Source organism: Streptomyces racemochromogenes (genome assembly GCF_039535215.1).
GTDB lineage: Bacteria > Actinomycetota > Actinomycetes > Streptomycetales > Streptomycetaceae > Streptomyces > Streptomyces racemochromogenes.
In genome coordinates this window covers 2,101,285-2,125,947 of record NZ_BAAAWT010000001.1, presented here as the reverse complement: position 1 = coordinate 2,125,947, position 24,663 = coordinate 2,101,285, and the positions used below count along the sequence as shown (strand labels likewise).

Genomic DNA, 24,663 nt, shown 5'->3' with positions numbered 1-24,663 from the left:
CGCCACCCCCACGCTGCACGAGGAGATCCGCTGATGGCCCGGCGATACGACTGCAACGACGCGACGGACCGCAAGACGGGTCTGCGCGAAGCGGCCTCCGCCGTCCGCCGCGGAGAGCTCGTCGTGCTGCCCACCGACACCCTGTACGGGATCGGCGCGGACGCCTTCAGCGCGGAGGCCGTCGGCGACCTCCTCGCCGCCAAGGGCCGCGGCCGCAACATGCCCACCCCCGTCCTCATCGGCTCCCCGAACACCCTCCACGGCCTGGTGACGGACTTCTCCGAGCAGGCGTGGGAGCTCGTCGACGCCTTCTGGCCGGGCGGGCTCACGCTGGTCGCCAAGCACCAGCCGTCGCTGGCCTGGGACCTGGGGGAGACCCGCGGCACCGTCGCCGTGCGCATGCCCCTGCACCCCGTCGCGATCGAGCTGCTGACCGAGGTCGGCCCGATGGCCGTCTCCTCGGCCAACCTGTCCGGGCACCCGGCGCCGGCCGACTGCGACGCGGCGCGCGAGATGCTGGGCGACTCCGTCTCCGTGTACCTGGACGGCGGCCCCACGCCGAGCACCGAGCCGTCGTCGATCGTCGACGTCACCGGGAAGGTTCCCGTCCTGCTGCGCGAGGGGGCGCTGAGCGCCGCACAGCTGCGGGAGGTCGTACCCGACCTCGAGGTGGCTCCGTGAGCCCTCAGGGGCGTGGCATAGCCAAGGAAGACTCCTTCCGCATACTCCACGTCAGCACCGGGAACGTGTGCCGCTCGCCCATCACCGAGCGGCTGACGCGGCACGCGCTCGCCGACCGCCTGGGCGTCCTCGGCCTGCCGGCCGGGGACCTCATCGTGGAGAGCGCCGGCACCTGGGGCCACGAGGGCGCCCCGATGGAGGCCAACGCGGCGGCCGTGCTGGCGGACTTCGGCGCGGACGCGACGGGGTTCACCGGGCGCGAGCTGCTCGACGAGCACGTCATACGCGCCGACCTGGTGCTCACCGCCACCCGTGACCACCGGGCGCAGGTCATCTCCATGGGCCACTCGGCGGGGCTGCGGACCTTCACGCTGAAGGAGTTCACCCGGCTCGTACGGGCGATAGACCCGGCCACGCTGCCGCCGCTGGACGACGGCATGGCGGAACGGGCGCGGGCCCTGGTACGGGCCGCCGCCGCGCTGCGCGGGTGGCTGCTGGCGCCGTCCGCCGACGCGGACGAGGTGTACGACCCGTACGGGGCGCCGATCACGTTCTTCCGGTCGATCGGCGACGAGATCAACCAGGCCCTGGACCCCGTGGTCACGGCCCTGACGGGCCTCGACGCCCACCGCTGAGGCCCGCCTCCACCACGTGCCGCCCGCGCGGGCGGGGCGGGCCGGGCGGGCCTACAGTGGCTGGTACCGGTTACCCCACTGTGCGGGAGTCGCGCCATGAGCGTCATGACCCAGCCCGCGGACGCCCTGCGCCAGCAGGACCCGCAGATGGCCGACGTCCTCGAAGGGGAGCGGCGCCGGCAGGAACAGACGCTGCAGATGAGCGCCGCCGAGAACTTCGCCTCGCCCGCCGTGCTCGCCGCGCTGGGGTCCGTGCTCTCCAACAAGTACGCCGAGGGGTACCCCGGCGCCCGCTACCACGGCGGCTGCGAGTACGTGGACCTCGCCGAGCGGACGGCGGTGGAGCGGGCCAGGGCGCTCTTCGGGGTCGAGCACGCCAACGTGCAGCCGCACTCCGGTTCCGCGGCCGTCCTGGCCGCCTACGCGGCGCTGCTGCGGCCCGGGGACACCGTCCTGGCCATGGGGCTGGCCCACGGCGGGCACCTCACGCACGGCTCGCCCGCCAACTTCTCCGGCCGCTGGTTCGACTTCGTCGGCTACGGCGTCGACGCCGAGAGCGGGCTCGTCGACTACGAGCAGGTGCAGCGGCTGGCGCGGGCGCACCGGCCCAAGGCCATCGTCTGCGGGTCCATCTCCTACCCCCGGCACCTGGAGTACTCGGCCTTCCGGGAGATCGCCGACGAGGTCGGGGCCTACCTGATCGCCGACGCCGCCCATCCGATCGGGCTCGTGGCCGGCGGGGCCGCGCCCAGTCCGGTCCCGTACGCGGACGTCGTCTGCGCGACCACCCACAAGGTGCTGCGCGGCCCCCGCGGCGGGATGCTGCTGTGCGGAGCCGAGTTCGCGGAGCGGGTGGACCGGGCGGTGTTCCCCTTCACCCAGGGCGGCGCCCAGATGCACTCCATCGCCGCGAAGGCGGTGGCCTTCGGAGAGGCGGCCGCACCGCCCTTCACCCGGTACGCGCACCGGGTCGTGGCCAACGCCCGCGCCCTGGCCGCCGCCCTGGAGCAGCGCGGGTTCGCCGTGACGACCGGCGGGACGGACACCCACCTCATCAGCGCCGACCCCGCGGCGCTCGGCGTGGACGGGCCGACGGCGCGCGGCCGGCTGGCCGCCGCCGGGATCGTCCTGGACACCTGCGCGCTGCCGTACGGGGACCAGCGCGGCATCCGCCTGGGCACCGCGGCGGTGACCACGCAGGGGATGGGGGAGCCGGAGATGGCCCGGATCGCGGAGCTGTTCGCCGCCGCCCTGGGCGGGGAAGCGGCCCGGACGCGGGCCGAAGCAGCCGCTCTGACGGGTGGTTTTCCCCCGTACGGGGCGTAACCGGTACGAGCATGGCGTAGTGGAACCGGAACGGGGCCTCCGTGCGTCCTCGTCCCTGGTGACATCGCGGCTAATGTGTGGGGCTGAGATGGCCGGCGATACATCTGGGGCAGCCAGTGCGTGAATATCTGCTGACGCTTTGCGTCACGGTCGCGGTGACCTACCTGCTGACCGGGCCCGTGCGGAAGTTCGCGATCGCGGCCGGCGCGATGCCGGAGATCCGCGCGCGCGACGTGCACCGCGAGCCCACCCCGCGGCTCGGCGGCATCGCCATGTTCGGCGGCATGTGCGCGGGGCTGCTGGTCGCCGACCACCTGCAGAGCCTCAACAAGGTCTTCGAACAGTCCAACGAGCCCAGAGCGCTGCTCTCGGGTGCCGCGCTGATCTGGCTGATCGGCGTCCTGGACGACAAGTTCGAACTCGACGCGCTGATCAAGCTGGGCGCCCAGATGATCGCCGCGGGTGTGATGGTCATGCAGGGCCTGACCATCCTGTGGATTCCGGTTCCGGGCATCGGGACGGTGGCGCTCACCCAGTGGCAGGGCACCCTGCTCACGGTGGCGCTGGTGGTGATCACCATCAACGCGGTGAACTTCGTCGACGGCCTCGACGGTCTGGCGGCGGGCATGGTCTGCATCGCCACGTGCGCGTTCTTCCTCTACGCCTACCGGATCTGGTTCGGCTACGGCATCGAGTCCGCCGCCCCGGCGACCCTCTTCGCGGCGATCCTGATGGGCATGTGCCTGGGCTTCCTGCCGCACAACATGCACCCCGCCCGGATCTTCATGGGGGATTCCGGGTCGATGCTGATCGGCCTGGTGCTGGCCGCCTCGGCCATCTCGATCACGGGGCAGGTGGACCCCGACACGATGGCCCTTTTCGTCGGTGGTGAGCGCAACGCCACCCACGCGATGCTCCCGGTCTTCATTCCGCTGCTGCTGCCCCTGACCATCATCGCCATTCCGATGGCGGACCTGGTCCTGGCGATCGTGCGGCGCACCTGGAACGGGCAGTCGCCCTTCGCCGCGGACCGCGGCCACCTGCACCACCGGCTCCTGGAACTCGGGCATTCCCACAGCCGGGCCGTACTCATCATGTATTTCTGGTCGGGCCTGATCGCATTCGGCACGGTGGCCTATTCCGTGCATTCGGCCTCGATGTGGATCGTGCTGTCGCTGGCCGCGCTGAGCGCGCTCGGACTCGTACTGCTCCTGATGCCGCGGTTCACCCCGCGGGCGCCGCGCTGGGCCGAGGGCCTGGTGCCGCCGCGCTACCGGCACGCGGACCGGGCGGCGGAGGCGGCGGTGCGCAACGACGAGGGGACGGAGCCGGCGCCGGCGCGGCCCGTCGTGGCAGGTGTGTCGGGCGTCAACGGAGCGACCGCCGTAGGCCCCCGTTCGCGCCTCCCCGACCGGCGTAAGGCCGGATCGGCACGCTGACGGGCTGGGCGCATTTCCGACATGGGCGCCCTTTACCAGACAATGAGGCGGCTTGTCTTGCACACACGGGCGCGTTAGCCCTCATGTGTGACAGTCAGCACACCTGACAGGTAAAGCTCTCATCAAATAGTTTGTGATACCGTTCACTAAACCCGGTGACAGAGCCGAAGGACCGTAGTGCGACGGTCCATTGGCCCGAGGCTCTCACTCGGACCGGGCTTACGCTCGTCCCCGTACGAGTTCCCGTACGAGTCCGTGCCCCCACCACCACGCGGAGCAAACCGCCATGCGGTCAGATGACGTCCGATCCCTCCTGCAAACCGCCGTACCCACCGCTGTCGCCGGCGCAGTCGCCGCCGTGATCAGCGGTCTGGTCGTCGGAGGCAAGGGTGCCGTCGGAGCAGTCGTCGCGACCGTGGTCGTGATCCTGTTCATGGGCCTCGGATTCGTCGTCCTGCAGCGCACGGCGAAATCCCTGCCGCATCTGTTCCAGGCCATGGGCCTCATGCTCTACGCCGCGCAGATCCTGCTGCTCTTCGTCTTTCTCGCCGTGTTCAAGAACACGACACTGTTCCACCCCCGGGCGTTCGCCATCACGCTCGTCGCCACCACCCTCGTGTGGATCGGCGCACAGACGCGTGCCCACATGAAGACGAAGATCCTTTACGTCGAGCCGGACTCGGCCAAGGGTGAAAAGCCCGAAAACCCGGGGTCGAAGTCGTGAGGGGTAGGGCCGGGATAAGTGTGCGTTCGAGATGCTGCTATCGTCCGGTTCCAACTGCGGCTCTGCGGGCGCGGGCATCTGAGCTGACGCCTGTTCCATCGCGAGGCTCGATGCCTGACTGCCGCCCCCACACCCGTTACACCAGTCCAGTGCCGAACCGCGGCCTCGCGCCGCGCCGACACAACGAGGTTGCCGTACCTATGCGCCACGCTGAAGGAGCCCGCGGTGAGTGCTGACCCGACGCAGGTCCTCGCCTTCGAGACCGACTGTCACATCTTCGACGGATGTGGCTTCCCCGGCCCGGGCCTGCACTCGTTCCTCTTCGAGCCGCTCTGGGGCGAAGCCGGCAGCAATGCCTACTTCAACAAGCCGATGCTGCTGGCCCTCCTGGGCTCGATCATCATCGTGGCCTTCTTCTGGGCCGCCTTCGGCAAGGCGAAGATCGTCCCCGGCAAGCTCCAGATGGTCGGCGAGGCCGGCTACGACTTCGTGCGCCGCGGCATCGTCTACGAGACCCTCGGCAAGAAGGAGGGCGAGAAGTACGTCCCCTTCATGGTCTCGCTGTTCTTCTTCGTCTGGATCCTGAACGTCTGGTCGATCGTCCCGGTGGCCCAGTTCCCGGTGACCTCGATCATCGCGTACCCGGCCGTGCTCGCCCTGATCGTCTACGTGATCTGGATGTCGGTCACCTTCAAGCGCCACGGCTTCGTCGGCGGCCTGAAGAACCTCACCGGCTACGACAAGAGCCTCGGCGGCGTCCTGCCGCTCATCATGGTCATCGAGTTCTTCTCGAACGTCCTGGTGCGCCCGTTCACGCACGCGGTCCGACTCTTCGCGAACATGTTCGCCGGTCACACCCTGCTGCTGCTCTTCACGATCGCCAGCTGGTACCTGCTGAACGGCATCGGCATCGCCTACGCCGGTGTGTCGTTCGTGATGGTGATCGTGATGACCGCCTTCGAGCTCTTCATCCAGGCCGTCCAGGCGTACGTCTTCGTCCTCCTGGCCTGCAGCTTCATCCAGGGCGCGCTCGCCGAGCACCACTGAGCCAGGCCCGCCCCGCTCAGCCCCCCGTATTCGTCCGGTGGCCAACCCCCACCGGATCCGTGAAAGAGAAGGAAGAACTGGCATGTCCCAGACCCTTGCCGCCGTCACCGGCTCCCTCAGCTCCGTTGGTTACGGTCTCGCGGCCATCGGCCCCGGCGTCGGCGTCGGCATCATCTTCGGTAACGGCACCCAGGCCCTCGCCCGCCAGCCCGAGGCTGCCGGCCTGATCCGCGCCAACCAGATCCTCGGCTTCGCCTTCTGTGAGGCGCTCGCCCTGATCGGTCTGGTCATGCCGTTCGTCTACCCGAGCTCCTGATCCTCGGTCTCGACGAACAGTCCACTAGACGAAAGGCACTGATGTGAACCTCATGGTTCTGGCGGCCGAGGAGATGGAAAACCCCCTCATCCCGCCGATCCCCGAGCTCGTCATCGGTCTGATCGCCTTCGTCATCGTCTTCGGCTTCCTCGCGAAGAAGCTCCTCCCGAACATCAACAAGGTTCTGGACGAGCGCCGCGAGCAGATCGAGGGCGGTATCGAGAAGGCCGAAGCCGCTCAGACCGAGGCTCAGAGCGTGCTGGAGCAGTACAAGGCCCAGCTCGCCGAGGCCCGGCACGAGGCCGCGCGCCTGCGCCAGGACGCGCTGGAGCAGGGCACTGCGCTGAAGGAAGAACTGCGCGCAGAGGGCCAGCGGCAGCGTGAGGAGATCATCGCTGCCGGTCACGCCCAGATCGCGGCAGACCGCAAGGCCGCCGCTCAGGCGCTGCGTCAGGACGTGGGCAAGCTCGCCACCGACCTGGCCGGCAAGCTCGTCGGCGAATCCCTCGAGGACGCCGCTCGTCAGAGCCGCACCATCGACCGCTTCCTCAGCGAGCTTGAGGAGAAGGCCGAGGCGGCCCGATGAACGGAGCGAGCCGCGAGGCGCTGGCCTCCGCGCGCGAGCGACTCGACGCGCTGACGGACAACACGTCCGTCGACGCGGCGAAGCTCGCCGGCGAGCTGGCAGCCGTCACCGCGCTGCTCGACCGTGAGGTCTCGCTGCGTCGGGTCATCACGGACCCGGCGCAGTCCGGCGAGGCCAAGGCCGAGCTGGTCGGCCGGCTGCTGTCCGGCCAGGTCTCCGGGGAGACCCTGGACCTGGTGTCCGGCATGGCGCGCTCCCGCTGGTCGCAGTCCCGCGACCTGGTGGACGCGCTGGAGGAGCTGGCGGCCACCGCCGACCTCACGGCGGCCCAGCAGGCAGGCGGCCTCGACAACGTCGAGGACGAGCTCTTCCGCTTCGGGCGGATCGTCGCCTCCAGCACCGAGCTGCGTTCCGCGCTGACCGACCGCGCCGCCACCGGCGCCGCCAAGAGCGAGCTGCTGCGCAGCCTGCTCGGCGGCAAGGTGAACGCCGTCACCGAGCGCCTGGTGATCCGTCTCGTCACGCACCCGCGTGGACGTAGCCTGGAAGCGGGACTCGAGTCCCTGTCCAAGCTCGCCGCCGAGCGACGGGGCCGCATGGTCGCCACCGTGACCAGCGCGATCCCGCTCAGCGACGTGCAGAAGCAGCGTCTCGGAGCGGTGCTGGCCAAGCTGTACGGCCGCCAGATGCACCTGAACCTCGACGTGGACCCCGCGGTCCTCGGCGGGATCTCGGTGCGAGTCGGCGACGAGGTCATCGACGGCACCATCGCGGACCGCCTCGCCGAGGCGTCGCGCCGCATGGCCGGCTGACCAGCCGCCACCACACAGATACAAAGCATTCCTAGCGGCCCGGTTGGGCCGTGCAGAACTTGCAGAAGATTCCTGGGGGTCACCCCCAGACCCCTAAGAAGCTTCAGGCCCAACAAGGAGAGCAGGGAACCCAGATGGCGGAGCTCACGATCCGGCCGGAGGAGATCCGGGACGCACTGGAGACCTTTGTCCAGTCGTACCAGCCGGACGCGGCCTCGCGCGAGGAGGTCGGAACGGTCAGCGTTGCCGGCGACGGCATCGCGAAGGTGGAGGGCCTGCCCTCCGCCATGGCGAACGAGCTGCTGAAGTTCGAGGACGGCACCCTCGGTCTCGCCCTCAACCTCGAGGAGCGCGAGATCGGTGCGATCGTCCTCGGCGAGTTCAGCGGTATCGAGGAGGGTCAGCCGGTGCAGCGCACCGGTGAGGTCCTCTCCGTAGGCGTCGGCGAGGGCTACCTCGGCCGCGTCGTCGACCCGCTCGGCAACCCGATCGACGGCCTCGGCGAGATCGCGACCGAGGGCCGCCGCGCCCTCGAGCTGCAGGCCCCGGGCGTCATGGTCCGCAAGTCGGTGCACGAGCCCATGCAGACCGGCTACAAGGCCGTCGACGCCATGGTGCCGATCGGCCGCGGCCAGCGTCAGCTGATCATCGGCGACCGTCAGACCGGCAAGACCGCTCTGGCCGTCGACACGATCATCAACCAGCGTGACAACTGGCGCTCCGGTGACGTGAACAAGCAGGTCCGCTGCATCTACGTCGCCATCGGCCAGAAGGGCTCGACCATCGCGTCCGTTCGCGGCGCCCTGGAAGAGGCCGGCGCGCTCGAGTACACGACGATCGTCGCCGCCCCGGCGTCCGACCCGGCCGGCTTCAAGTACCTGGCGCCGTACACCGGTTCCGCCATCGGTCAGCACTGGATGTACGCCGGCAAGCACGTCCTGATCATCTTCGACGACCTGTCGAAGCAGGCCGACGCCTACCGCGCCGTGTCGCTGCTGCTGCGCCGCCCGCCGGGCCGCGAGGCCTACCCGGGCGACGTCTTCTACCTGCACTCCCGTCTGCTGGAGCGCTGCGCGAAGCTCTCCGACGAGATGGGTGCCGGCTCGATGACCGGTCTTCCGATCGTCGAGACCAAGGCCAACGACGTGTCGGCGTTCATCCCGACCAACGTCATCTCCATCACCGACGGCCAGTGCTTCCTGGAGTCCGACCTGTTCAACGCGGGCCAGCGCCCGGCGCTGAACGTCGGTATCTCGGTCTCCCGCGTCGGTGGTTCCGCGCAGCACAAGGCCATGAAGCAGGTCTCCGGCCGTCTCCGCGTCGACCTGGCCCAGTACCGTGAGCTGGAGGCGTTCGCCGCCTTCGGTTCCGACCTGGACGCCGCGTCGAAGGCCTCGCTGGAGCGCGGCAAGCGCATGGTCGAGCTGCTGAAGCAGGGCCAGTACCAGCCGATGCCCGTCGAGGAGCAGGTCGTCTCCGTCTGGGCCGGCACCACCGGCAAGATGGACGACGTCCCGGTCGAGGACATCCGCCGCTTCGAGTCGGAGCTGCTGGAGCACCTGCGCCGCGAGCGCAAGGACCTCCTCACCTCCATCGCCGACGGCGGCAAGATGTCGGACGACACGCTGGGCTCGATCGCCGACGCGATCGCCGCCTTCAAGCGCCAGTTCGAGACCTCCGACGGAAAGCTCCTGGGCGAGGACGTCCCGGCCGTCAACGTCTCCAAGTGACGACGGAAGGGACCTGACTCATGGGAGCGCAGCTCCGGGTCTACAAGCGTCGCATCCGTGCCATCACGGCGACCAAGAAGATCACCAAGGCGATGGAGATGATCGCCGCCTCGCGCATCGTCAAGGCGCAGCGCAAGGTGGCGGCGTCGATGCCGTACGCGACCGAGCTCACCCGTGCGGTGACCGCGGTGGCGACCGGCTCGAACACCAAGCACGCCCTGACCACCGAGGTCGAGACGCCGACCCGGGCCGCGATCGTGCTCATCACGAGCGACCGCGGTCTGGCCGGCGGCTACTCCTCGAACGCCATCAAGCAGGCCGACCGGCTCACCGAGCGGCTCCGCGCGGAGGGCAAGGAGGTCGACAGCTACATCGTCGGCCGCAAGGGTGTCGCCTACTACGGCTTCCGTGAGCGCAAGGTCACGGAGTCGTGGACCGGCTTCACCGACAGCCCGGCCTACGCCGACGCCAAGCGCGTCGCGGCGCCGCTGATCGAGGCCATCCAGACGGAGACGGCCGAGGGCGGCGTCGACGAACTGCACATCGTCTACACGGAATTCGTGTCGATGATGACGCAGAACGCCGTGGACGGCCGGATGCTGCCGCTCAGCCTCGACCAGGCTCAGGAGGAGGACGGCGCGAAGGGCGAGATCCTTCCGCTGTTCGAGTTCGAGCCGTCGGCGGAGGACGTCCTCGACGCCCTGCTGCCGCGCTACGTCGAGAGCCGGATCTACAACGCACTGCTGCAGGCGGCCGCTTCCGAGCACGCTGCCCGCCGCCGCGCGATGAAGTCGGCGACCGACAACGCCGGAGACCTCATCAAGAGCCTCTCCCGGCTTGCCAACGCGGCCCGCCAGGCCGAAATCACCCAGGAAATCAGCGAGATCGTCGGTGGCGCGAGCGCCATGGCCGACGCGACCGCGGGGAGTGACAAGTAATGACGACCTCTGTTGAGACGGCCGCCGCCACGGGCCGCGTCGCCCGGGTCATCGGCCCGGTCGTCGACGTGGAGTTCCCCGTCGACGCGATGCCCGACATCTACAACGCGCTGAAGGTCCAGGTCGCCGACCCGGCCGAGGACGGCGCGCTCAAGACGCTGACCCTTGAGGTCGCCCAGCACCTGGGTGACGGCATGGTCCGCACGATCTCCATGCAGCCCACCGACGGTCTGGTCCGCCAGGCCCCGGTGACCGACACGGGCGAGGGCATCACCGTCCCCGTCGGTGACTTCACCAAGGGCAAGGTGTTCAACACCCTGGGTGAGGTGCTGAACTACCCGGAGGCGAACGCCGAGGTCACCGAGCGCTGGCCCATCCACCGCAAGGCGCCCTCCTTCGACGAGCTCGAGTCGAAGACCGAGATGTTCGAGACCGGCGTCAAGGTCATCGACCTTCTCACCCCGTACGTCAAGGGTGGAAAGATCGGTCTGTTCGGTGGTGCCGGTGTCGGCAAGACCGTTCTGATCCAGGAAATGATCTACCGCGTCGCCAACAACCACGACGGTGTGTCGGTCTTCGCGGGCGTCGGTGAGCGTACCCGTGAGGGCAACGACCTCATCGAGGAAATGGGCGACTCGGGCGTCATCGACAAGACGGCCCTCGTCTTCGGCCAGATGGACGAGCCCCCGGGCACCCGTCTGCGCGTCGCGCTCGCCGGTCTGACCATGGCGGAGTACTTCCGCGATGTTCAGAAGCAGGACGTGCTGTTCTTCATCGACAACATCTTCCGGTACACCCAGGCGGGTTCCGAGGTGTCGACCCTGCTCGGCCGCATGCCCTCCGCGGTGGGTTACCAGCCGAACCTGGCCGACGAGATGGGTCTCCTCCAGGAGCGCATCACCTCGACCCGTGGTCACTCGATCACCTCGATGCAGGCGATCTACGTCCCCGCGGACGACCTGACCGACCCGGCGCCGGCGACCACCTTCGCCCACCTCGACGCGACGACGGTTCTCTCCCGTCCGATCTCCGAGAAGGGCATCTACCCGGCCGTGGACCCGCTGGACTCGACGTCCCGCATCCTCGACCCGCGGTACATCGCGGCGGACCACTACGCGGCCGCCATGCGTGTCAAGGGGATCCTGCAGAAGTACAAGGACCTCCAGGACATCATCGCGATCCTCGGTATCGACGAGCTGGGCGAGGAGGACAAGCTCGTTGTCCACCGTGCCCGTCGCGTCGAGCGCTTCCTGTCGCAGAACACCCACGTCGCCAAGCAGTTCACCGGCGTGGACGGTTCGGACGTTCCGCTCGACGAGTCGATCACCGCGTTCAACGCGATCTGCGACGGTGAGTACGACCACTTCCCCGAGCAGGCGTTCTTCATGTGCGGTGGCATCGAGGACCTGAAGGCCAACGCCAAGGAGCTGGGCGTCTCCTGATCCGGCGCGCTCCGCGAGGAGCGCATCCGGCTCACAAGCTGCACCGGAGAGGGGCGGGTGTGTCCCGTCCCTCTCCACACGCCCATTAGAATTTGACCCAACACCCGGCTGACCCGCCGGGTGGTGACCCGAGGAGCCACCTTGGCTGCTGAGCTGCACGTCGAGCTGGTCGCGGCGGACCGCAATGTCTGGTCCGGCGAGGCCACCCTGGTCGTCGCCCGCACCACGTCCGGCGACATCGGCGTCATGCCCGGTCACCAGCCGCTTCTCGGTGTGCTGGAATCGGGCCCGGTGACCATCCGTACCAGCGAGGGCGGCACTGTCGTCGCCGCGGTGCACGGCGGATTCATCTCGTTCGCGGACAACAAGCTGTCCCTGCTGGCCGAGATCGCCGAGCTCGCGGACGAGATCGACGTCCAGCGGGCGGAGCGGGCACTGGAGCGCGCGAAGTCGGAGGCCGACGCGGCCGCCGAACGTCGCGCCGATGTCCGGCTGCGCGCGGTCGCGGGGCACTGAGCCCCGTACCGAACAGTTTGATACCTCAGCCGCGGTCAGGTCCGGAATTTTCCGGACCGGGTCGCGGCTGAGGCGATGTACGTACTTTTGTTTGTGCGGTTTTCGATGAGCGAGGAGGTCGGTGAAGATGCTCCTCGCTCTGCTTGTGAGCGGCCTGGTCGTAGCCCTGGTGGTGATCGGGCTGTTCGTGTTCGGGCTGCGCCGCAGACTCATCCAGCGGTCCGGCGGGACCTTCGACTGCAGCATGCGCTGGGGCGTGGCCGAGGAGCCCGACGCCTCCGGCAAGGGCTGGGTCTACGGGGTCGCCCGCTACAGCGGTGACCGGATCGAGTGGTTCCGCGTCTTCTCGTACTCGCCCCGCCCGCGCCGGCTGCTGGAGCGTTCCTCCATCGAGGTGCTCGCGCGGCGTGCGCCCGAGGGCGAGGAGGAGCTGGCCCTGCTGTCCGACGCCGTCGTGCTCGGCTGTTCCCACCAGGGGACGCGCCTGGAGCTGGCGATGAGCGAGGACGCGCTGACCGGCTTCCTGGCGTGGCTGGAGGCGGCGCCGCCCGGTCAGAGGGTGAACGTGGCCTGACGCGGGCGACCGGTACGTGAGGAAGCCGGGGAGGCGGGGGACGGTCCCGCCTCCCCGGCTTCGTCGTACACCGGGCCGTGCAGGGCGTGGGGGTCAGCTCAGCCCGGTGTGGATCGCGTTCGCCAGTTCGCCGTTGGCGGTGTCCCCGCTGAACTCCCAGAAGAAGGCGCCCTTGAGGCCCTGGTTCTTCAGCCAGGTCATCTTCGAGGCGATGGTGGCGGGGGTGTCGTAGCTCCACCAGTTGCTGCCGCACTTGGCGTAGGCGGTGCCGGCGACGGTTCCGGTGGTGGGGCAGCTGGTCTTGAGGATCTTGTAGTCCTCGATGCCCTGCTCGTAGGTGCCCGGGGCGGGACCGGTGGCGGTGCCGCCGGGGGCGTCCTGGGTGACTCCGGTCCAGCCGCGGCCGTAGAAGCCGATGCCGAGGTTGAGCTTGGAGCCGGGGATGCCCTTGCCCTTGAGCTTGGTGATGGCGGCCTCGGAGTTGAAGCCGGCGATCGGGATGCCGGCGTAGGAGGTCAGCGGGGAGTGCGGGGCGGTGGGGCCCTTGGCGTCCCAGGCGCCGAAGAAGTCGTACGTCATGACGTTGTAGAAGTCGACGTACTGGGCGGCGCCGCCGTAGTCGGCGAGGTCGAGCTTGCCGCCGTTGGAGCCGTCGGCGGAGATCGCGGCGGTGACCAGGCTGGAGCCGCCGAACTTGGCGCGCAGGGCCGACATCAGGTTCTTGAAGGAGGCCGCCCCGCTGGTGTCGCAGGACAGGCCGCAGGCGTTGGGGTACTCCCAGTCGATGTCGATGCCGTCGAAGACGTCCGCCCAGCGGGGGTCCTCGACCAGGGCGTGGCAGGAGTCGGCGAAGGCGGCCGGGTTCTGGGCGGCCTGGCCGAAGCCGCCGGACCAGGTCCAGCCGCCGAAGGAGTAGAGGACCTTGATGTTCGGGTACTTGGCCTTGAGCTTGCGCAGCTGGTTGAAGTTGCCGCGCAGGGGCTGGTCCCAGGTGTCGGCGACGCCGTCGACGCTCTGGTCGGCGGTGTAGGCCTTGTCGTAGTCGGCGTAGGCGTCGCCGATGGTGCACTTGCCGTTCTGGACGTTGCCGAAGGCGTAGTTGATGTGGGTGATCTTCGCGGCGCTGCCCGAGGTGACGAGGTTCTTCACGTGGTAGTTGCGCTGGTAGACGCCCCAGTCGGTGAAGTAGCCGAGCTTGACCTTGGCGCCGGGGTCCGGATCGGTGCCGCCGCCGCCCGGGGTGGTGACCGTGAGCTCGCCCGAGGAGGGGCCGGTCTGGTCGGCGGTGTCACGGGCGGTGACCGCGTAGGTGTACGTGGTGCCCTTGGTCAGGCCGCCGTCGTTGAAGGTGGTGCCGGTGACGGTGGTGAGCTTGCCGCCGTTGCGGTAGACGTCGTAGTTCTTGACGCCCTTGTCGTCGGTGGCCGCCGTCCAGGACAGGGTCAGCGCGTTCTCGGTGACGCCGGTCGCGGTGGGGGTGCCGGGGGCGGAGGGCGGGTTGTCGGTGGGGTTGGTGCCGCCGTCGCAGGAGCCGCCGTTGATCTTGCAGCCGGAGGGGGCGCCGGCGCCGGTGCCGTTGAAGCCGAAGCTGACGGTGGCGCCGGGGGCCAGGGTGCCGTTCCAGCCGACGTTCTTGGCGGTCCAGTGGTTGCCCGAGCTGGTGACGGTGGCGTCCCAGGCGGAGGTGACCCGGGTGCCGGCCGGGTAGTCCCACTCCACGGTCCAGCTGCTGAGGGTGGTGGTGCCGGTGTTCTTCACCGTCCACTTGCCCTCGAAGCCGGAGCCCCAGTCGGAGACCTTGGTGTAGGTCGCGGTCGCGGAGGGGGCCGCCTGCGCCGGGCCGGCCAGGCCGACGAGGCCGGCGACGGGCAGGGCGAGGGCGGCCACGGTCGCGGCCAGCCTCCTGAACAGACGGTTGCGTGGGGGTGCTGTGCTCAAGGGTGCTCCTCCGTAGGTCCGTACCGATCGTGGGGCCGACCGGTACATGGGGGTGGGACCTGCGCCGCCCGTGAGCACGCCTCGTGTCGCTCTTTGTCATGGCACGCTCACCACAGTGATGCGGTGAGACTAGAAAGGTCTGGACCAAGCGTCAAGAGGTCCAGACCTTAGCTCCAGAGGCCGTCTAGATCCCCAACTCCTGCGCCAGTACGGCCGCTTGGACCCGGCTGCGCAGCTCCAGCTTCCCCAGCAACCTGCTGACGTGGGTCTTCACCGTGGCCTCCGCCATGTCCAGCCGCACGGCGATCTCCGCGTTCGACAGCCCCTCGCCCAGCGCCCCGAGCACCTCCCGCTCGCGCCGCGTCAGCGACTCCACCGCCGCGGCCGCCGCCGGCCGCACGGGAGCGCGTACCGCCTTCGGCGCCGCGAACTCGGCGATCAGCCGCCGGGTCACCGCCGGGGCGATCAGCCCCTCCCCGCGCGCCACCGTCCGCACCGCCGCGATCAGCTCCGCCGCGTCCGCGTCCTTCAGCAGGAAACCCGCGGCTCCCGCCCGCAGCGCGCCGAAGACGTACTCGTCCAGGTCGAAGGTGGTCAGGACCAGCACGTCCGCCAGCCCCCGCTCCACCACCTGCCGGGTGGCCGACACCCCGTCGAGCCTCGGCATCTGCACGTCCATGAGGACCAGGTCCGGCCGCAGCTCGTCCGCCAGCCGCACCGCCTCCTCACCGTCGGCGGCCTCTCCCACCACCTCGACGTCGCCCGCACTGCGCAGGATCAGCACCAGACCGGCCCGTACGGCCCGCTGGTCCTCGGCCACGAGCACCCTGATGGTCATGACTGCACCGCCCTCTCCTCGGCGGGCAGCACGGCCCGCACCTGCCACACCCTGTCCGCCGCGCCCGCCGTGAACGTCCCGCCCAGCAGCTCCGTACGCTCCCGCATGCCGATCAGCCCGGCCCCGGAACCCGGGGCGCGCGGGTCCGGCCGGTCCCCGTACGGGGAGTCCACCGCCACCGTCAGCAGCCCCGCGCCGTGCGCCACGCGGACCCGGACGGTACCGGGGGCGGCGTGCTTGAGGGCGTTGGTCAGCGACTCCTGCACGATCCGGTACGCCGCCAGCTCCACCGGCGCCGGCAGCGCCGCCCCGGTGGGCCGCTCGTCCGCCAGGACGAAGTCCAGCCCGCTCGCGGACCCGTTCGTACGGGCCTGCCCCAGCAGCGCCTCCAAGCCGTCCAGGGAGGGCACGGCGACGGCTTCCTGCTCCGCCCCCGCGTCCCGCAGCAGCCCGATCAGCCGCCGCATCTCCGCCAGCCCCTGCACGCTGTTCTCCCGGATCACCCCGAGCGCCTCGCGGCTGGTGGCGGGGGAGTCGATGGAGAGGGCGGCGGTGGAGTGGATGGCGATCGCCGAGAGGTGGTTGGCCACCATGTCGTGCAGCTCCCGCGCCATCCGGGCGCGCTCGGCCACCACGGCCTGGCTGCGGTCCATCTCGGCCAGCAGCGCCGTCTGCTCCGCGCGCAGCCGGGCGGCCTCGGCGGCCTCGCGGTGGTTGCGCAGGGTCGCGCCGGTCAGGGCCGGGGCGAAGCTGACGATGCCGGTGATCACGCCGATGAGCAGGGCCTGGGGGGTGCGCAGCCAGACCAGGGAGCCGATGGTGACGGCCACGGTGATCAGGCCGGTGCTGACCGGGAGCCGGCGGGCCATGGACGGCTTGCCGTAGACCACCGCGGCGTACATCAGGTCGGTGAAGATGATGACGCTGGCGATGTTGCCGAGGGTGAACTGGTCCGCGATGACGGCGAGGGTGCCGACGGACAGGGTGACGCGGGGCATGGTGCGGCGCAGCAGCTCCAGGGCGCCGAGCACCAGCAGCGGGACCAGCACCGCCCAGTCGGGCAGGGAGTGCCGGCTGGGCGTACTGTGCACGCCCAGCACCCACAGCAGCAGGCCGGCGAGCACGCTGACGGCGGCGAGCAGTACGTCGTCGCGGTGCGGGCGGGGGATCTTCGGGGGCACGCCCCCATCCAACACGGTCCGCCGCGGCGGGGCCTCGGTACCCGGGCTGAGAAGGCGCTACATCGAAGGATGCAGTGGGCTTTCGTCACTGGCGACGACGCGGCGGGGCGCGGCGGCCGGAACCCTTGGAGGAGAAGCGGAGGAACCGGGGAACGAAAGGAGGGCCGTCATGCTCGTCGGGCTGATCATCGCCTGTGAGGTCGGCTTCTGGGTGCTGCTGGCGGGCGGCCTGGCGCTGCGCTACCTGGCCGGAATGCCGCGGCTCGGGGCCGCGCTGCTGCTGGTGGAGCCGCTGCTGGAGCTGGTGCTGCTGGTGGCGTCCTTCGTCGACCTGAAGAACGGCGGCGAACCGAGCTGGCGGCACGGCGTCGCGGCGCTCTACATCGGCTACACCGTCGGCTACGGGCACTACACCGTGAAGTGGCTCGACGGGCACGCCGCCCACCGCTTCGCCGGGGGCCCGAAGCCGCCCGGAAGCCCGTACGGCAAGGCCCGCGCGGTCCACGAGTGGAAGCTGTGGGTGCGGACCCTGGCCGCGGCCGCGGTCGCGTACGGACTGCTCCAGGCCGGGATCTGGTACATCGGCGCCGGCGCCGACACCGCCCAGCTGGAGGCCTGTCAGGGCATCGCCCTGAAGGTCGTCGCCATCCAGGCCCTGATCGCCGCGACCTACACGATCTGGCCCCGCAAGGCCCCGGCGGGCACGGCGGACCAGGACGCCCCCCTGGCCGAAACCAAGCGCTAGCGCTCCCCGCCGGGGACCCAGAGCACGTCGCCGGCTTCCTTGTTGGCCGTCCGCGCCAGGATGCTGTGCCGGCCCGGGGGGCGACCCCCGGACCCCCGGTGGGGCCGGGGTGCGGTCAGCGTTCCCCGCCGGGGACCCAGAGCATGTCGCCGGCTTCCTTGTTGGCCGTCCGCGCCAGGATGCTGTGCCGGCCCGGGGGGCGACCCCCGGACCCCCGGTGGGGCCGGGGTGCGGTCAGCGTTCCCCGCCGGGGACCCAGAGCACGTCACCGGCTTCCTTGTTGGCCGTCCGCGCCAGGATGCTGTGCCGGCCCGGGGGGCGACCCCCGGACCCCCGGTGGGGCCGGGGTGCGGTCAGCGTTCCCCGCCGGGGACCCAGAGCACGTCGCCGGCTTCCTTGTTGGCCGTCCGCGCCAGGATGAAGAGGAGGTCGGAGAGGCGGTTGAGGTAGGTGGCCGTCAGGGGGTTCATCACCTCGCCGTGCTCCTCCAGCGCCGCCCACGTGGAGCGCTCCGCCCGGCGGACCACCGTGCAGGCCTGGTGCAGCAGGGCCGCGCCCGGGGTGCCGCCGGGGAGGATGAAGCTGCGCAGCTTCTCCAGCCGCCCGTTGAAGACGTCGCAGTCGGCCTCCAGCCGGTCCACGTAGAACTGCTCCACCCGCAGCGGCGGGTACTCCGGGTCCTCCACGACCGGCGTGCACAGGTCGGCGCCGACGTCGAACAGGTCGTTCTGCACGCGGACCAGGACCTTCACCACCTCCTGCGGCAGCGCACCCAGCGCGATCGCCGTCCCGATGGCGGCGTTGGCCTCGTTGGCGTCGGCGTACGCGGAGATCCGCAGGTCCGTCTTCCGGGTCCGGCTCATGTCCCCCAGGGCGGTCGTGCCCTTGTCGCCGGTACGGGTGTAGATGCGCGTCAGGTTCACCATGGCGCCAGCGTAGACGCGCCCGCCGCGGGCGTACCGCCCGGCGGGAGCCGGCGGCCCGGCACGACGGTGGCGGGATCCGAACTGTGGGGCCCCGTACGCCTCCTGGCCCGTACCAGTGTGATGTCCGTCATCTGAGACGTGACGCGTGTTACTTCGCGGTCACTGCGCCCCTCACGGGCGCTAGTCTCCGCCGGAGAGGCTACGAGGCCGGGTCGTACTGAGAACAACGAGGGGTGTGCAGTGGCTGGGAAGCTCGCCGTCATCGGCGCGGGACTGATGGGTTCCGGGATCGCTCAGGTCTCCGCTCAGGCGGGTTGGGACGTCGTCCTGCGGGACGTCACCGATGCCGCTCTGACCCGGGGCACGGACGGCATCAAGGCCTCGTACGACAAGTTCGTCTCCAAGGGCAAGCTGACCGCCGAGGACGCCGAGGCGGCCCTCGCGCGGATCACCACGACCACCGACCTCGACGCGGTCGCCGACGTGGACATCGTCGTCGAGGCCGTCTTCGAGAAGCTCGAGGTCAAGCACGACATCTTCCGCACCCTCGACAAGATCGTGCGCGAGGACGCCGTCCTGGCCTCCAACACCTCCGCCATCCCGATCACCAAGATCGCGGCCGTGACGGAGCGCCCGGAGCGGGTCGTCGGCGCGCACTTCTTCTCGCCCGTCCCGATGATGCAGCTCTGCGAGCTGGTGCGCGGCTACAAGACCAGCGACGAGACCCTCGCCACGACCCGCGCGTTCGCCGAGTCGGTCGGCAAGACCTGCATCGTCGTCAACCGCGACGTCGCCGGCTTCGTGACCACCCGCCTGATCTCCGCGCTGGTCGTGGAGGCCGCCAAGCTCTACGAATCGGGCGTGGCCACCGCCGAGGACATCGACATCGCCTGCAAGCTGGGCTTCGGGCACGCCATGGGCCCGCTGGCCACCGCCGACCTCACGGGCGTCGACATCCTGCTGCACGCCACCAGCAACATCTACACCGAGTGCCAGGACGAGAAGTTCGCGCCGCCGGAGCTGATGCGCCGCATGGTCGACGCGGGCGACATCGGCCGCAAGAGCGGCCAGGGCTTCTACAAGCACTGAGCACGAGCGTTCGAATCCCGGCACCCCCCAGGGGGTGAATTAGGTATCGGTTCGCTCACGGTCGGCAACTTCACCGCCCGCACGGCAGTCAGTTGCAGTGAGAGTTGCCGACCACGGACCCGTCGGACCACACGTACGCAGTAAAGCCGGGGAGCACACATGCACATCAGGGGCGACCACGCCGAACTCGCTGTCGGGGGCCGCCTCGACGTGCGCAGCGCGGCTGACGCCCGTACGGTCCTCCACACCGCCCTCGACGACGGCCACGGCGACCTCGTGCTCGACCTCACCGGCCTGGACTCCTGGGACGCGACCGGACTCGGCGTGATCATGGGGGCGCACCGGCGGGCCGGCCGGACCGGGCGGCGCCTGGTCCTGCGCGGGGTGCCCGACCGGATGCAGCGGCTGCTCGTCGCGACCCGGCTGCACCGCATCCTCGCGATCGAGGGCGGGCTGGAAGCGGAGTCCCTGCCCCGGGTGTGACCCGGGGAAAAAGGGGCTGCGCCCCCGGGGCGGGCTCGGTTTACATGGGTCCATGGTGTCCACCGACAGACTGCTGGCCTTCGCGGCCATGTCCCTCGTGCTGATCGTGATCCCCGGCCCCAGCGTGCTCTTCGTCGTCGGACGGGCGCTCGCCCAGGGCCGGCGGGCCGCGCTGACCACGGTGGCCGGGAACACGCTCGGAGCGTACGTGCTCGTCGTGGCCGTGGCGCTCGGCGTCGGAGCCGTCGTCGAACGCTCCGTCCTCGTCTTCACCGTCCTGAAGCTGGCCGGCGCCGCCTACCTCGTCCACCTGGGCGTCAAGGCCTTCCGCGGCCGCGGATCGCTGCGGGCCGCGGTCGCCGAGGCGGCCCCCGAGGCCCGCGGCACCCTGCGCACCCTCGGCGAGGGCTTCGCGGTCGGCGTCGCCAACCCCAAGACCATCGTCTTCTTCGCCGCCGTGCTGCCCCAGTTCGTCGACCGCGAGCAGGGCCACGTGATGCTCCAGATGCTGCTGCTCGGCCTGGTCTTCAACCTGATCGCGATCGTCTTCGACAGCCTCTGGGGCCTGGCCGCCGCCACCACCCGCGACTGGTTCGCCGGATCCCCGCGCCGCCTCTCCCTGATCGGCGGCACCGGCGGGCTCGCCATGATCGGCCTCGGCGTCACCGTCGCCGTGACCGGCCGCAAGGACTGACCGCGAGGACCGGCCGCGAGGACCGCAGGCGGGAAGCGTGGCGGTCCGGTGGTGAAGGCACCCCGGCGGTGACGGCGGCCCCGTCCACGGTCTAGGGTCGGGCGAAACCGGACCGGTGGCGACGACGACGTGAGCGGGCGCCGGGCACGACGAAGACGGCGGCGGGCGCGCGGCGCGATCGGGGGGACAGGGGCATGGAGCGTACTCAGGGGCAGCCGGGCCAGGACGAACGGGCCGCGGCGGGCCGCCCGGCCGGGACACCGGCGGCGGCTCCGGCGGCGGCTCCGGCGACCGCGCCGGCCAAGACCGCGCCGGCCAAGACCGCGCCGGCCAAGACCGCGCCGGCCAGGACCGCGCCGGCCAAGACCGCGCCGGCCAGGACCCCGGCGTCGGGATCCGCCGCGCAGGCGCCGGCCCCCGCCCGCGTCGTGACCCTGACCAGCGGGGAGTTCACCCTCACCGTCAACCCCGTCGACGGCAGCGAGATCGAGCCCCTGCGGCCCGAGGCCCGCCCGGCGGCCGGCCGCCGCCCCGCCAAGCGCTCCGCCGCCTCCCGCGCCGACCGGGACGCCGCCGCGCGCCCGCCCGTACTGCCCGGACCGCCCGTGCCCGCCCTGCCGCTCCTGGCGCGCGCGGACGAGCGGGAGCGGCTCGTACGCCTCCTCGGGCGCGGCCGCTCCGTACGGCTGACCGGGCCCGCCGGATCCGGCCGCACCGTCCTCCTCGACGCGGTCGCCGCCGACTGCGCGGACCTCGCGCCCGACGGGGTCGTCCGCCTCAGCGGCCACGGCAGGCAGCAGCCCGCCGAACTGCTCCACACCCTGTACGCCACCGTGTACGACACCCGGGACGAGCGCCCCGACCGTACGCAACTCCTCGCGGGCGTCGCCGAGATCGGCGCGATCGTGCTCCTCGACGACCTCGAGCTCGGCGGCGCCGCCCTCGACGAGCTGCTGCGCGCCACCCCCGAATGCGCCTACCTGCTCGCCGCCGCCCCCGACGCCAAGGCCCCCTCCGACGACGCGCACCTGGAGGAGGTCTTCCTCGGCGGGCTCGGCCGGGCCGACTGCGCACGGCTGCTGGAGGCCGCCACCGGCAGGCCGCTCACCGACGAGGAGACGGCCTGGGCGGAGGACCTGCGGTTCGCCTCCGAGGGGCTGCCGCTGCGCTTCGTGCAGGCCGCCGCACTGCTGCGGCAGCGCGACGAGCTCAACGGGGGCTCCGCCGACGACGAGGACGACGAGCCCGGGGTCTTCGAGGAACGCCCCCGCGACCCCTCCCACGTGCCGCTGCCCACCCTGGCCCAGGCCGCCGCGCCCGCCGAGCTGCTGGCGTCCCGGGTGAGCGAGTCGGCCCGGGCCGCCCTGCGGAGCGCCTGCGCCCTGGGCGGGGAACTCCCGCACCACGCCCACCTGCCCGCGCTGGTCGGCGACACGCACGCCGACGCCGCCGTCGCGGAACTCCTCGGCTGCGGCCTGATCACCCCCGTCGGGCCCCGCTACCGGCTCGCGGAGGGGGTCGCACGGCAGCTGGAGGAGGCCGGGTACGGGGAGAGCGCCGCCGAGGAGGCGCGTACCGCCGCCCGGCACTACGCCTGGTGGACCGGGCACGCCTCGGTGACCCCGGAGCGGGTCGCGGCGGAGGCCGACGCGGTGCTCGCCGCGCTGGGCGGGGCCGATGTGGTGGCCGCCGTGCTGCTGGCCCGCACGGCCGCCCCTGCGCTGGCGGCGGCGCCGTCCTGGGAGGCCTGGGGGCGGGTGCTGCGCTCGGGCGCGGAGGCCGCGCGGAAGGCGGGGGAGGTCGCGGAGCAGGCGTACTTCCACCACGAGCTCGGCGTCCTCGCGCTGTGCGAGGGGCGTCTGGACCGGGCGCGGGCGGAGCTGGAGGCCTCGATCGGGCTGCGCGGGGCGCTGGCCGACAAGCGCGGCACGGTCGCCGGGCGGCGGGCGCTGGCGCTGGTCACCGACCGGGACCGGGAGGCGAGGGGGGCCCAGGCCTCGCCGCCGCTGCGGCTGGAGGCCCCGCCGGTCCTGGCCGCGCTGCCGCCGGGCACGGGCGCGGGTACGGGTACGGGTACGGGCGCGGGCACGGGCGCGGGCGCCGTGGCGAAGCAGGCCGGCTCCGAGGCGGTCACCCAGGTGACCCCGGTGATCGGGAAGCCGGCCGGGTCGCCCGCGACCCTGTCCCAGGTCTACGCGGACGCGTTCACGGCGGCGCCGCAGCCGGGCCCGGCCCCGGCGCCGGCGCCGTTCGTGCGGCGCCCCGAGCCCGGACCCGGCCGGCCGCGCAAGACGGTGCTGCTGGCCGCCGCCGGGGCGCTGACGGTGGTGGCGCTCGGCACGGTCGTCGGCCTGTCGCTGACGGCGGGGGAGGACCCGGAGCAGCCGGTGGAGCCGACCGTGTCCTCGACCCCGGACGCGCCTGCGGTGACCCCGCCGCGGGTTCCGGGGAACAGCGGGAACGATTCGCCGGCGGAGCCGGTGGTTCCGCCGGGGGCGGGGAGCGACCCGACCCGGGGCGGGGGCTCCGCGCCCACGACCCCGCCGCCGGCCGGGACGCCGGGTCCGCAGCAGCCGGGACCGGACCCGACCCCGCCGGCCACGACGCCGCCGCCGGCGACGACGCCGCCCCCGGCGACCACTCCGCCGCCCACGACGCCCTCACCGACGCCGCCGACGACGCCCCCGGTCACGCCGACGGGGCCGGCCACCCCGACGACGTCGACGAGCTCGACGGAGGCCCAGTCCCCGCCGGCGTCGGAGTCCCCGAAGACCATCTGACCGCCCGGGGGCCGATGCCGCTGCGCGGGGCCGTCCCCTACCCGCCCTTCCACCGTTCCCTGGGGCTCCGCCCCAGACCCCGCGCCTCAAACGCCGGCGGGGCTGAATTCTGCAGGCCGCCGGGCGGCCTGGAGCGCACGCGGCGCGCTTCCAGCCCCGCCGGCGTTTGAGGCGCGGGCGCGGTAGCGCCGTGCAGTGACCCGCACCGGCGCGCGCAGCGCCAGCCCCCCAGCCGCGCCGGCGCCTGAGGCGACAACGGCCCCCCGAGCCGCAGGGGCTCGGAGGGCCGAGGGGAACGACGGGCCGCAGACGGCGGCGAAGAGAGCCCGGACCCCGCCCGACGGCCGCCGGACGGAGTCTGGCGCAGCGGCGCGAAGCCGGTGAGGCGCCCAGGCGCCCAGCCGCGCGAGCGGCGCGTCAAAAGGATCAGAACAGGCGGAGCTTGTCGTCCTCGATGCCGCGGAGGGCGTTGTAGTCGAGCACCACGCAGTCCATCCCGCGGTCGTTGGCCAGGACCCGGGCCTGCGGCTTGATCTCCTGCGCCGCGAAGACGCCGCGCACCGGCGCGAGGTGCGGGTCGCGGTTCAGCAGCTCCAGGTAGCGGGTCAGCTGCTCGACGCCGTCGATCTCGCCGCGCCGCTTGATCTCCACCGCCACCGTCGCGCCGGCGGCGTCCCGGCACAGGATGTCGACCGGGCCGATCGCCGTCATGTACTCGCGCCGGATCAGGGTGTAGCCCTCGCCCAGCGTGTCGATGCGGTCGGCCAGCAGCTCCTGGAGGTGCGCCTCGACGCCGTCCTTGATGAGGCCGGGGTCCGTGCCCAGCTCGTGGGAGGAGTCGTGGAGGACTTCCTCCATGGTGATGATGAGCTTCTCGCCCGCCTTGTTGACCACGGTCCAGACGCTCGCGTCGTCCCCGGTCCCCTCCTTGAGGGTGCACGGAGGCGACATCCAGTTGAGCGGTTTGTACGCCCGGTCGTCCGCGTGGATCGAGACACTGCCGTCGGCCTTCACGAGGATCAGACGGGGTGCCGAGGGCAGATGGGCGGTGAGCCGGCCCGCGTAGTCGACGGAGCAGCGGGCAATGACGAGACGCATGGTCGGCAACGCTACTCGACCGACGGGCCTCCACGCGATTCGCCCCTGAAAGCCCCGTTCGCCGATGGCGCGTTGTATGCGCATTCTCCTGGTGCGTCACCCTGTGGGCGCCTACCGTGGTGAGC

25 protein-coding genes are annotated in these 24,663 nt (G+C 71.4%); 19 read left to right on the top strand and 6 right to left on the bottom strand.

From position 1 onward, the window contains the following. Positions 1-33 precede the first annotated feature (33 nt). The 14 genes from ABD973_RS09555 to ABD973_RS09490 all read left to right on the top strand — a co-directional run bounded on the left by ABD973_RS09555 (position 34) and on the right by ABD973_RS09490 (position 12,766). Positions 34-681 carry an L-threonylcarbamoyladenylate synthase gene (locus ABD973_RS09555; RefSeq protein WP_007266583.1) on the top strand — a complete coding sequence of 216 codons (648 nt, stop codon included), beginning with the start codon at positions 34-36 and terminating at the stop codon, positions 679-681. Continuing rightward, entirely contained in the window at positions 678-1,316 is a 639-nt protein-coding gene (locus tag ABD973_RS09550; protein ID WP_125600454.1) for an arsenate reductase/protein-tyrosine-phosphatase family protein, read from the top strand. The genes ABD973_RS09555 and ABD973_RS09550 overlap by 4 nt, the downstream gene beginning before the upstream one ends. A gap of 96 nt (positions 1,317-1,412) precedes the next feature. Then, complete coding sequence (locus tag ABD973_RS09545; RefSeq protein ID WP_125822516.1) at positions 1,413-2,642, top strand: serine hydroxymethyltransferase; 1,230 nt, start codon at positions 1,413-1,415, stop codon at positions 2,640-2,642. Positions 2,643-2,746: 104 nt separating this feature from the next. Next, on the top strand, positions 2,747-4,081 hold the full coding sequence (locus tag ABD973_RS09540) for an MraY family glycosyltransferase (protein WP_185899554.1): 1,335 nt from the start codon (positions 2,747-2,749) through the stop codon (positions 4,079-4,081). 286 nt (positions 4,082-4,367) lie between these two features. Further along, entirely contained in the window at positions 4,368-4,805 is a 438-nt protein-coding gene (locus ABD973_RS09535) for a Cg1360 family ATP-synthase-associated protein (RefSeq protein WP_345499792.1), read from the top strand. A gap of 210 nt (positions 4,806-5,015) precedes the next feature. Continuing rightward, positions 5,016-5,852: a F0F1 ATP synthase subunit A gene (gene atpB, locus ABD973_RS09530; RefSeq protein WP_007266588.1), complete on the top strand. Its 837-nt coding sequence runs from the start codon at positions 5,016-5,018 to the stop codon at positions 5,850-5,852. Positions 5,853-5,934: 82 nt separating this feature from the next. After that, positions 5,935-6,168 carry an ATP synthase F0 subunit C gene (gene atpE, locus ABD973_RS09525; protein ID WP_007266589.1) on the top strand — a complete coding sequence of 78 codons (234 nt, stop codon included), beginning with the start codon at positions 5,935-5,937 and terminating at the stop codon, positions 6,166-6,168. Between the two features lie 52 nt (positions 6,169-6,220). Next, the gene (locus ABD973_RS09520; RefSeq protein ID WP_125600457.1) at positions 6,221-6,754 is read left to right on the top strand and encodes a F0F1 ATP synthase subunit B; all 534 of its coding nucleotides are present in this window, start codon (positions 6,221-6,223) and stop codon (positions 6,752-6,754) included. Then, the gene (locus tag ABD973_RS09515) at positions 6,751-7,566 is read left to right on the top strand and encodes a F0F1 ATP synthase subunit delta (RefSeq protein ID WP_125822517.1); all 816 of its coding nucleotides are present in this window, start codon (positions 6,751-6,753) and stop codon (positions 7,564-7,566) included. Before ABD973_RS09520 ends, ABD973_RS09515 begins: the two co-directional genes overlap by 4 nt. Positions 7,567-7,700: 134 nt before the next feature. Next, positions 7,701-9,296, top strand: coding sequence for a F0F1 ATP synthase subunit alpha (gene atpA, locus ABD973_RS09510; RefSeq protein WP_007266592.1), 1,596 nt, complete (start codon positions 7,701-7,703; stop codon positions 9,294-9,296). 20 nt (positions 9,297-9,316) lie between these two features. Further along, a complete protein-coding gene (locus ABD973_RS09505) occupies positions 9,317-10,234 on the top strand; it encodes a F0F1 ATP synthase subunit gamma (protein WP_007266593.1) in 918 nt (305 codons plus the stop codon). Beyond that, on the top strand, positions 10,234-11,676 hold the full coding sequence (gene atpD / locus ABD973_RS09500; RefSeq protein ID WP_031148271.1) for a F0F1 ATP synthase subunit beta: 1,443 nt from the start codon (positions 10,234-10,236) through the stop codon (positions 11,674-11,676). Before ABD973_RS09505 ends, atpD begins: the two co-directional genes overlap by 1 nt. Positions 11,677-11,817: 141 nt before the next feature. Beyond that, positions 11,818-12,192 (top strand): F0F1 ATP synthase subunit epsilon, encoded by a 375-nt coding sequence (locus ABD973_RS09495; RefSeq protein WP_007266595.1) that lies wholly within the window; start codon positions 11,818-11,820, stop codon positions 12,190-12,192. Positions 12,193-12,319: 127 nt separating this feature from the next. Next, positions 12,320-12,766, top strand: coding sequence for a DUF2550 domain-containing protein (locus ABD973_RS09490; RefSeq protein WP_125600436.1), 447 nt, complete (start codon positions 12,320-12,322; stop codon positions 12,764-12,766). Positions 12,767-12,859: 93 nt separating this feature from the next. On the opposite strand, the gene ABD973_RS09485 is transcribed toward ABD973_RS09490, so the two are convergent. From ABD973_RS09485 to ABD973_RS09475, 3 genes are all read right to left on the bottom strand, one after another. Further along, on the bottom strand, positions 12,860-14,752 hold the full coding sequence (locus ABD973_RS09485) for a glycoside hydrolase family 18 chitinase (RefSeq protein ID WP_241253383.1): 1,893 nt from the start codon (positions 14,750-14,752) through the stop codon (positions 12,860-12,862). Between the two features lie 136 nt (positions 14,753-14,888). Further along, positions 14,889-15,542 carry a response regulator gene (locus ABD973_RS09480; RefSeq protein WP_125603345.1) on the bottom strand — a complete coding sequence of 218 codons (654 nt, stop codon included), beginning with the start codon at positions 15,540-15,542 and terminating at the stop codon, positions 14,889-14,891. Beyond that, positions 15,539-16,735 (bottom strand): sensor histidine kinase, encoded by a 1,197-nt coding sequence (locus ABD973_RS09475; RefSeq protein WP_386382354.1) that lies wholly within the window; start codon positions 16,733-16,735, stop codon positions 15,539-15,541. The genes ABD973_RS09480 and ABD973_RS09475 overlap by 4 nt, the downstream gene beginning before the upstream one ends. A gap of 157 nt (positions 16,736-16,892) precedes the next feature. Between ABD973_RS09475 and ABD973_RS09470 the strand changes: the two genes are divergently transcribed. Next, a complete protein-coding gene (locus ABD973_RS09470) occupies positions 16,893-17,468 on the top strand; it encodes a hypothetical protein (RefSeq protein WP_345499780.1) in 576 nt (191 codons plus the stop codon). Between the two features lie 353 nt (positions 17,469-17,821). Here the strand turns inward: ABD973_RS09470 and ABD973_RS09465 are convergent, their stop codons facing one another. Next, positions 17,822-18,394: a cob(I)yrinic acid a,c-diamide adenosyltransferase gene (locus ABD973_RS09465; protein ID WP_125822521.1), complete on the bottom strand. Its 573-nt coding sequence runs from the start codon at positions 18,392-18,394 to the stop codon at positions 17,822-17,824. A 240-nt stretch (positions 18,395-18,634) separates the two neighbouring features. On the opposite strand from ABD973_RS09465, the gene ABD973_RS09460 reads away from it, so the two are divergent. The 3 genes from ABD973_RS09460 to ABD973_RS09450 all read left to right on the top strand — a co-directional run bounded on the left by ABD973_RS09460 (position 18,635) and on the right by ABD973_RS09450 (position 20,660). Then, on the top strand, positions 18,635-19,483 hold the full coding sequence (locus tag ABD973_RS09460) for a 3-hydroxyacyl-CoA dehydrogenase family protein (protein WP_125603341.1): 849 nt from the start codon (positions 18,635-18,637) through the stop codon (positions 19,481-19,483). A 159-nt stretch (positions 19,484-19,642) separates the two neighbouring features. Next, positions 19,643-19,966 (top strand): STAS domain-containing protein, encoded by a 324-nt coding sequence (locus tag ABD973_RS09455; RefSeq protein WP_125603340.1) that lies wholly within the window; start codon positions 19,643-19,645, stop codon positions 19,964-19,966. A 52-nt stretch (positions 19,967-20,018) separates the two neighbouring features. Next, a complete protein-coding gene (locus ABD973_RS09450) occupies positions 20,019-20,660 on the top strand; it encodes a LysE family translocator (protein WP_125822522.1) in 642 nt (213 codons plus the stop codon). 205 nt (positions 20,661-20,865) lie between these two features. Here ABD973_RS09450 and ABD973_RS34735 read toward each other — a convergent pair whose 3' ends face one another. Then, positions 20,866-21,114, bottom strand: coding sequence for a pentapeptide repeat-containing protein (locus ABD973_RS34735; RefSeq protein WP_425586083.1), 249 nt, complete (start codon positions 21,112-21,114; stop codon positions 20,866-20,868). Between ABD973_RS34735 and ABD973_RS09445 the strand changes: the two genes are divergently transcribed. Then, a complete protein-coding gene (locus ABD973_RS09445; protein ID WP_425586082.1) occupies positions 21,089-23,440 on the top strand; it encodes an ATP-binding protein in 2,352 nt (783 codons plus the stop codon). The two genes, ABD973_RS34735 and ABD973_RS09445, sit on opposite strands and share 26 nt — an antisense overlap. Positions 23,441-23,866: 426 nt before the next feature. On the opposite strand, the gene nucS is transcribed toward ABD973_RS09445, so the two are convergent. Then, positions 23,867-24,538 carry an endonuclease NucS gene (gene nucS / locus ABD973_RS09440; protein WP_206436563.1) on the bottom strand — a complete coding sequence of 224 codons (672 nt, stop codon included), beginning with the start codon at positions 24,536-24,538 and terminating at the stop codon, positions 23,867-23,869. Positions 24,539-24,663 lie beyond the last annotated feature (125 nt).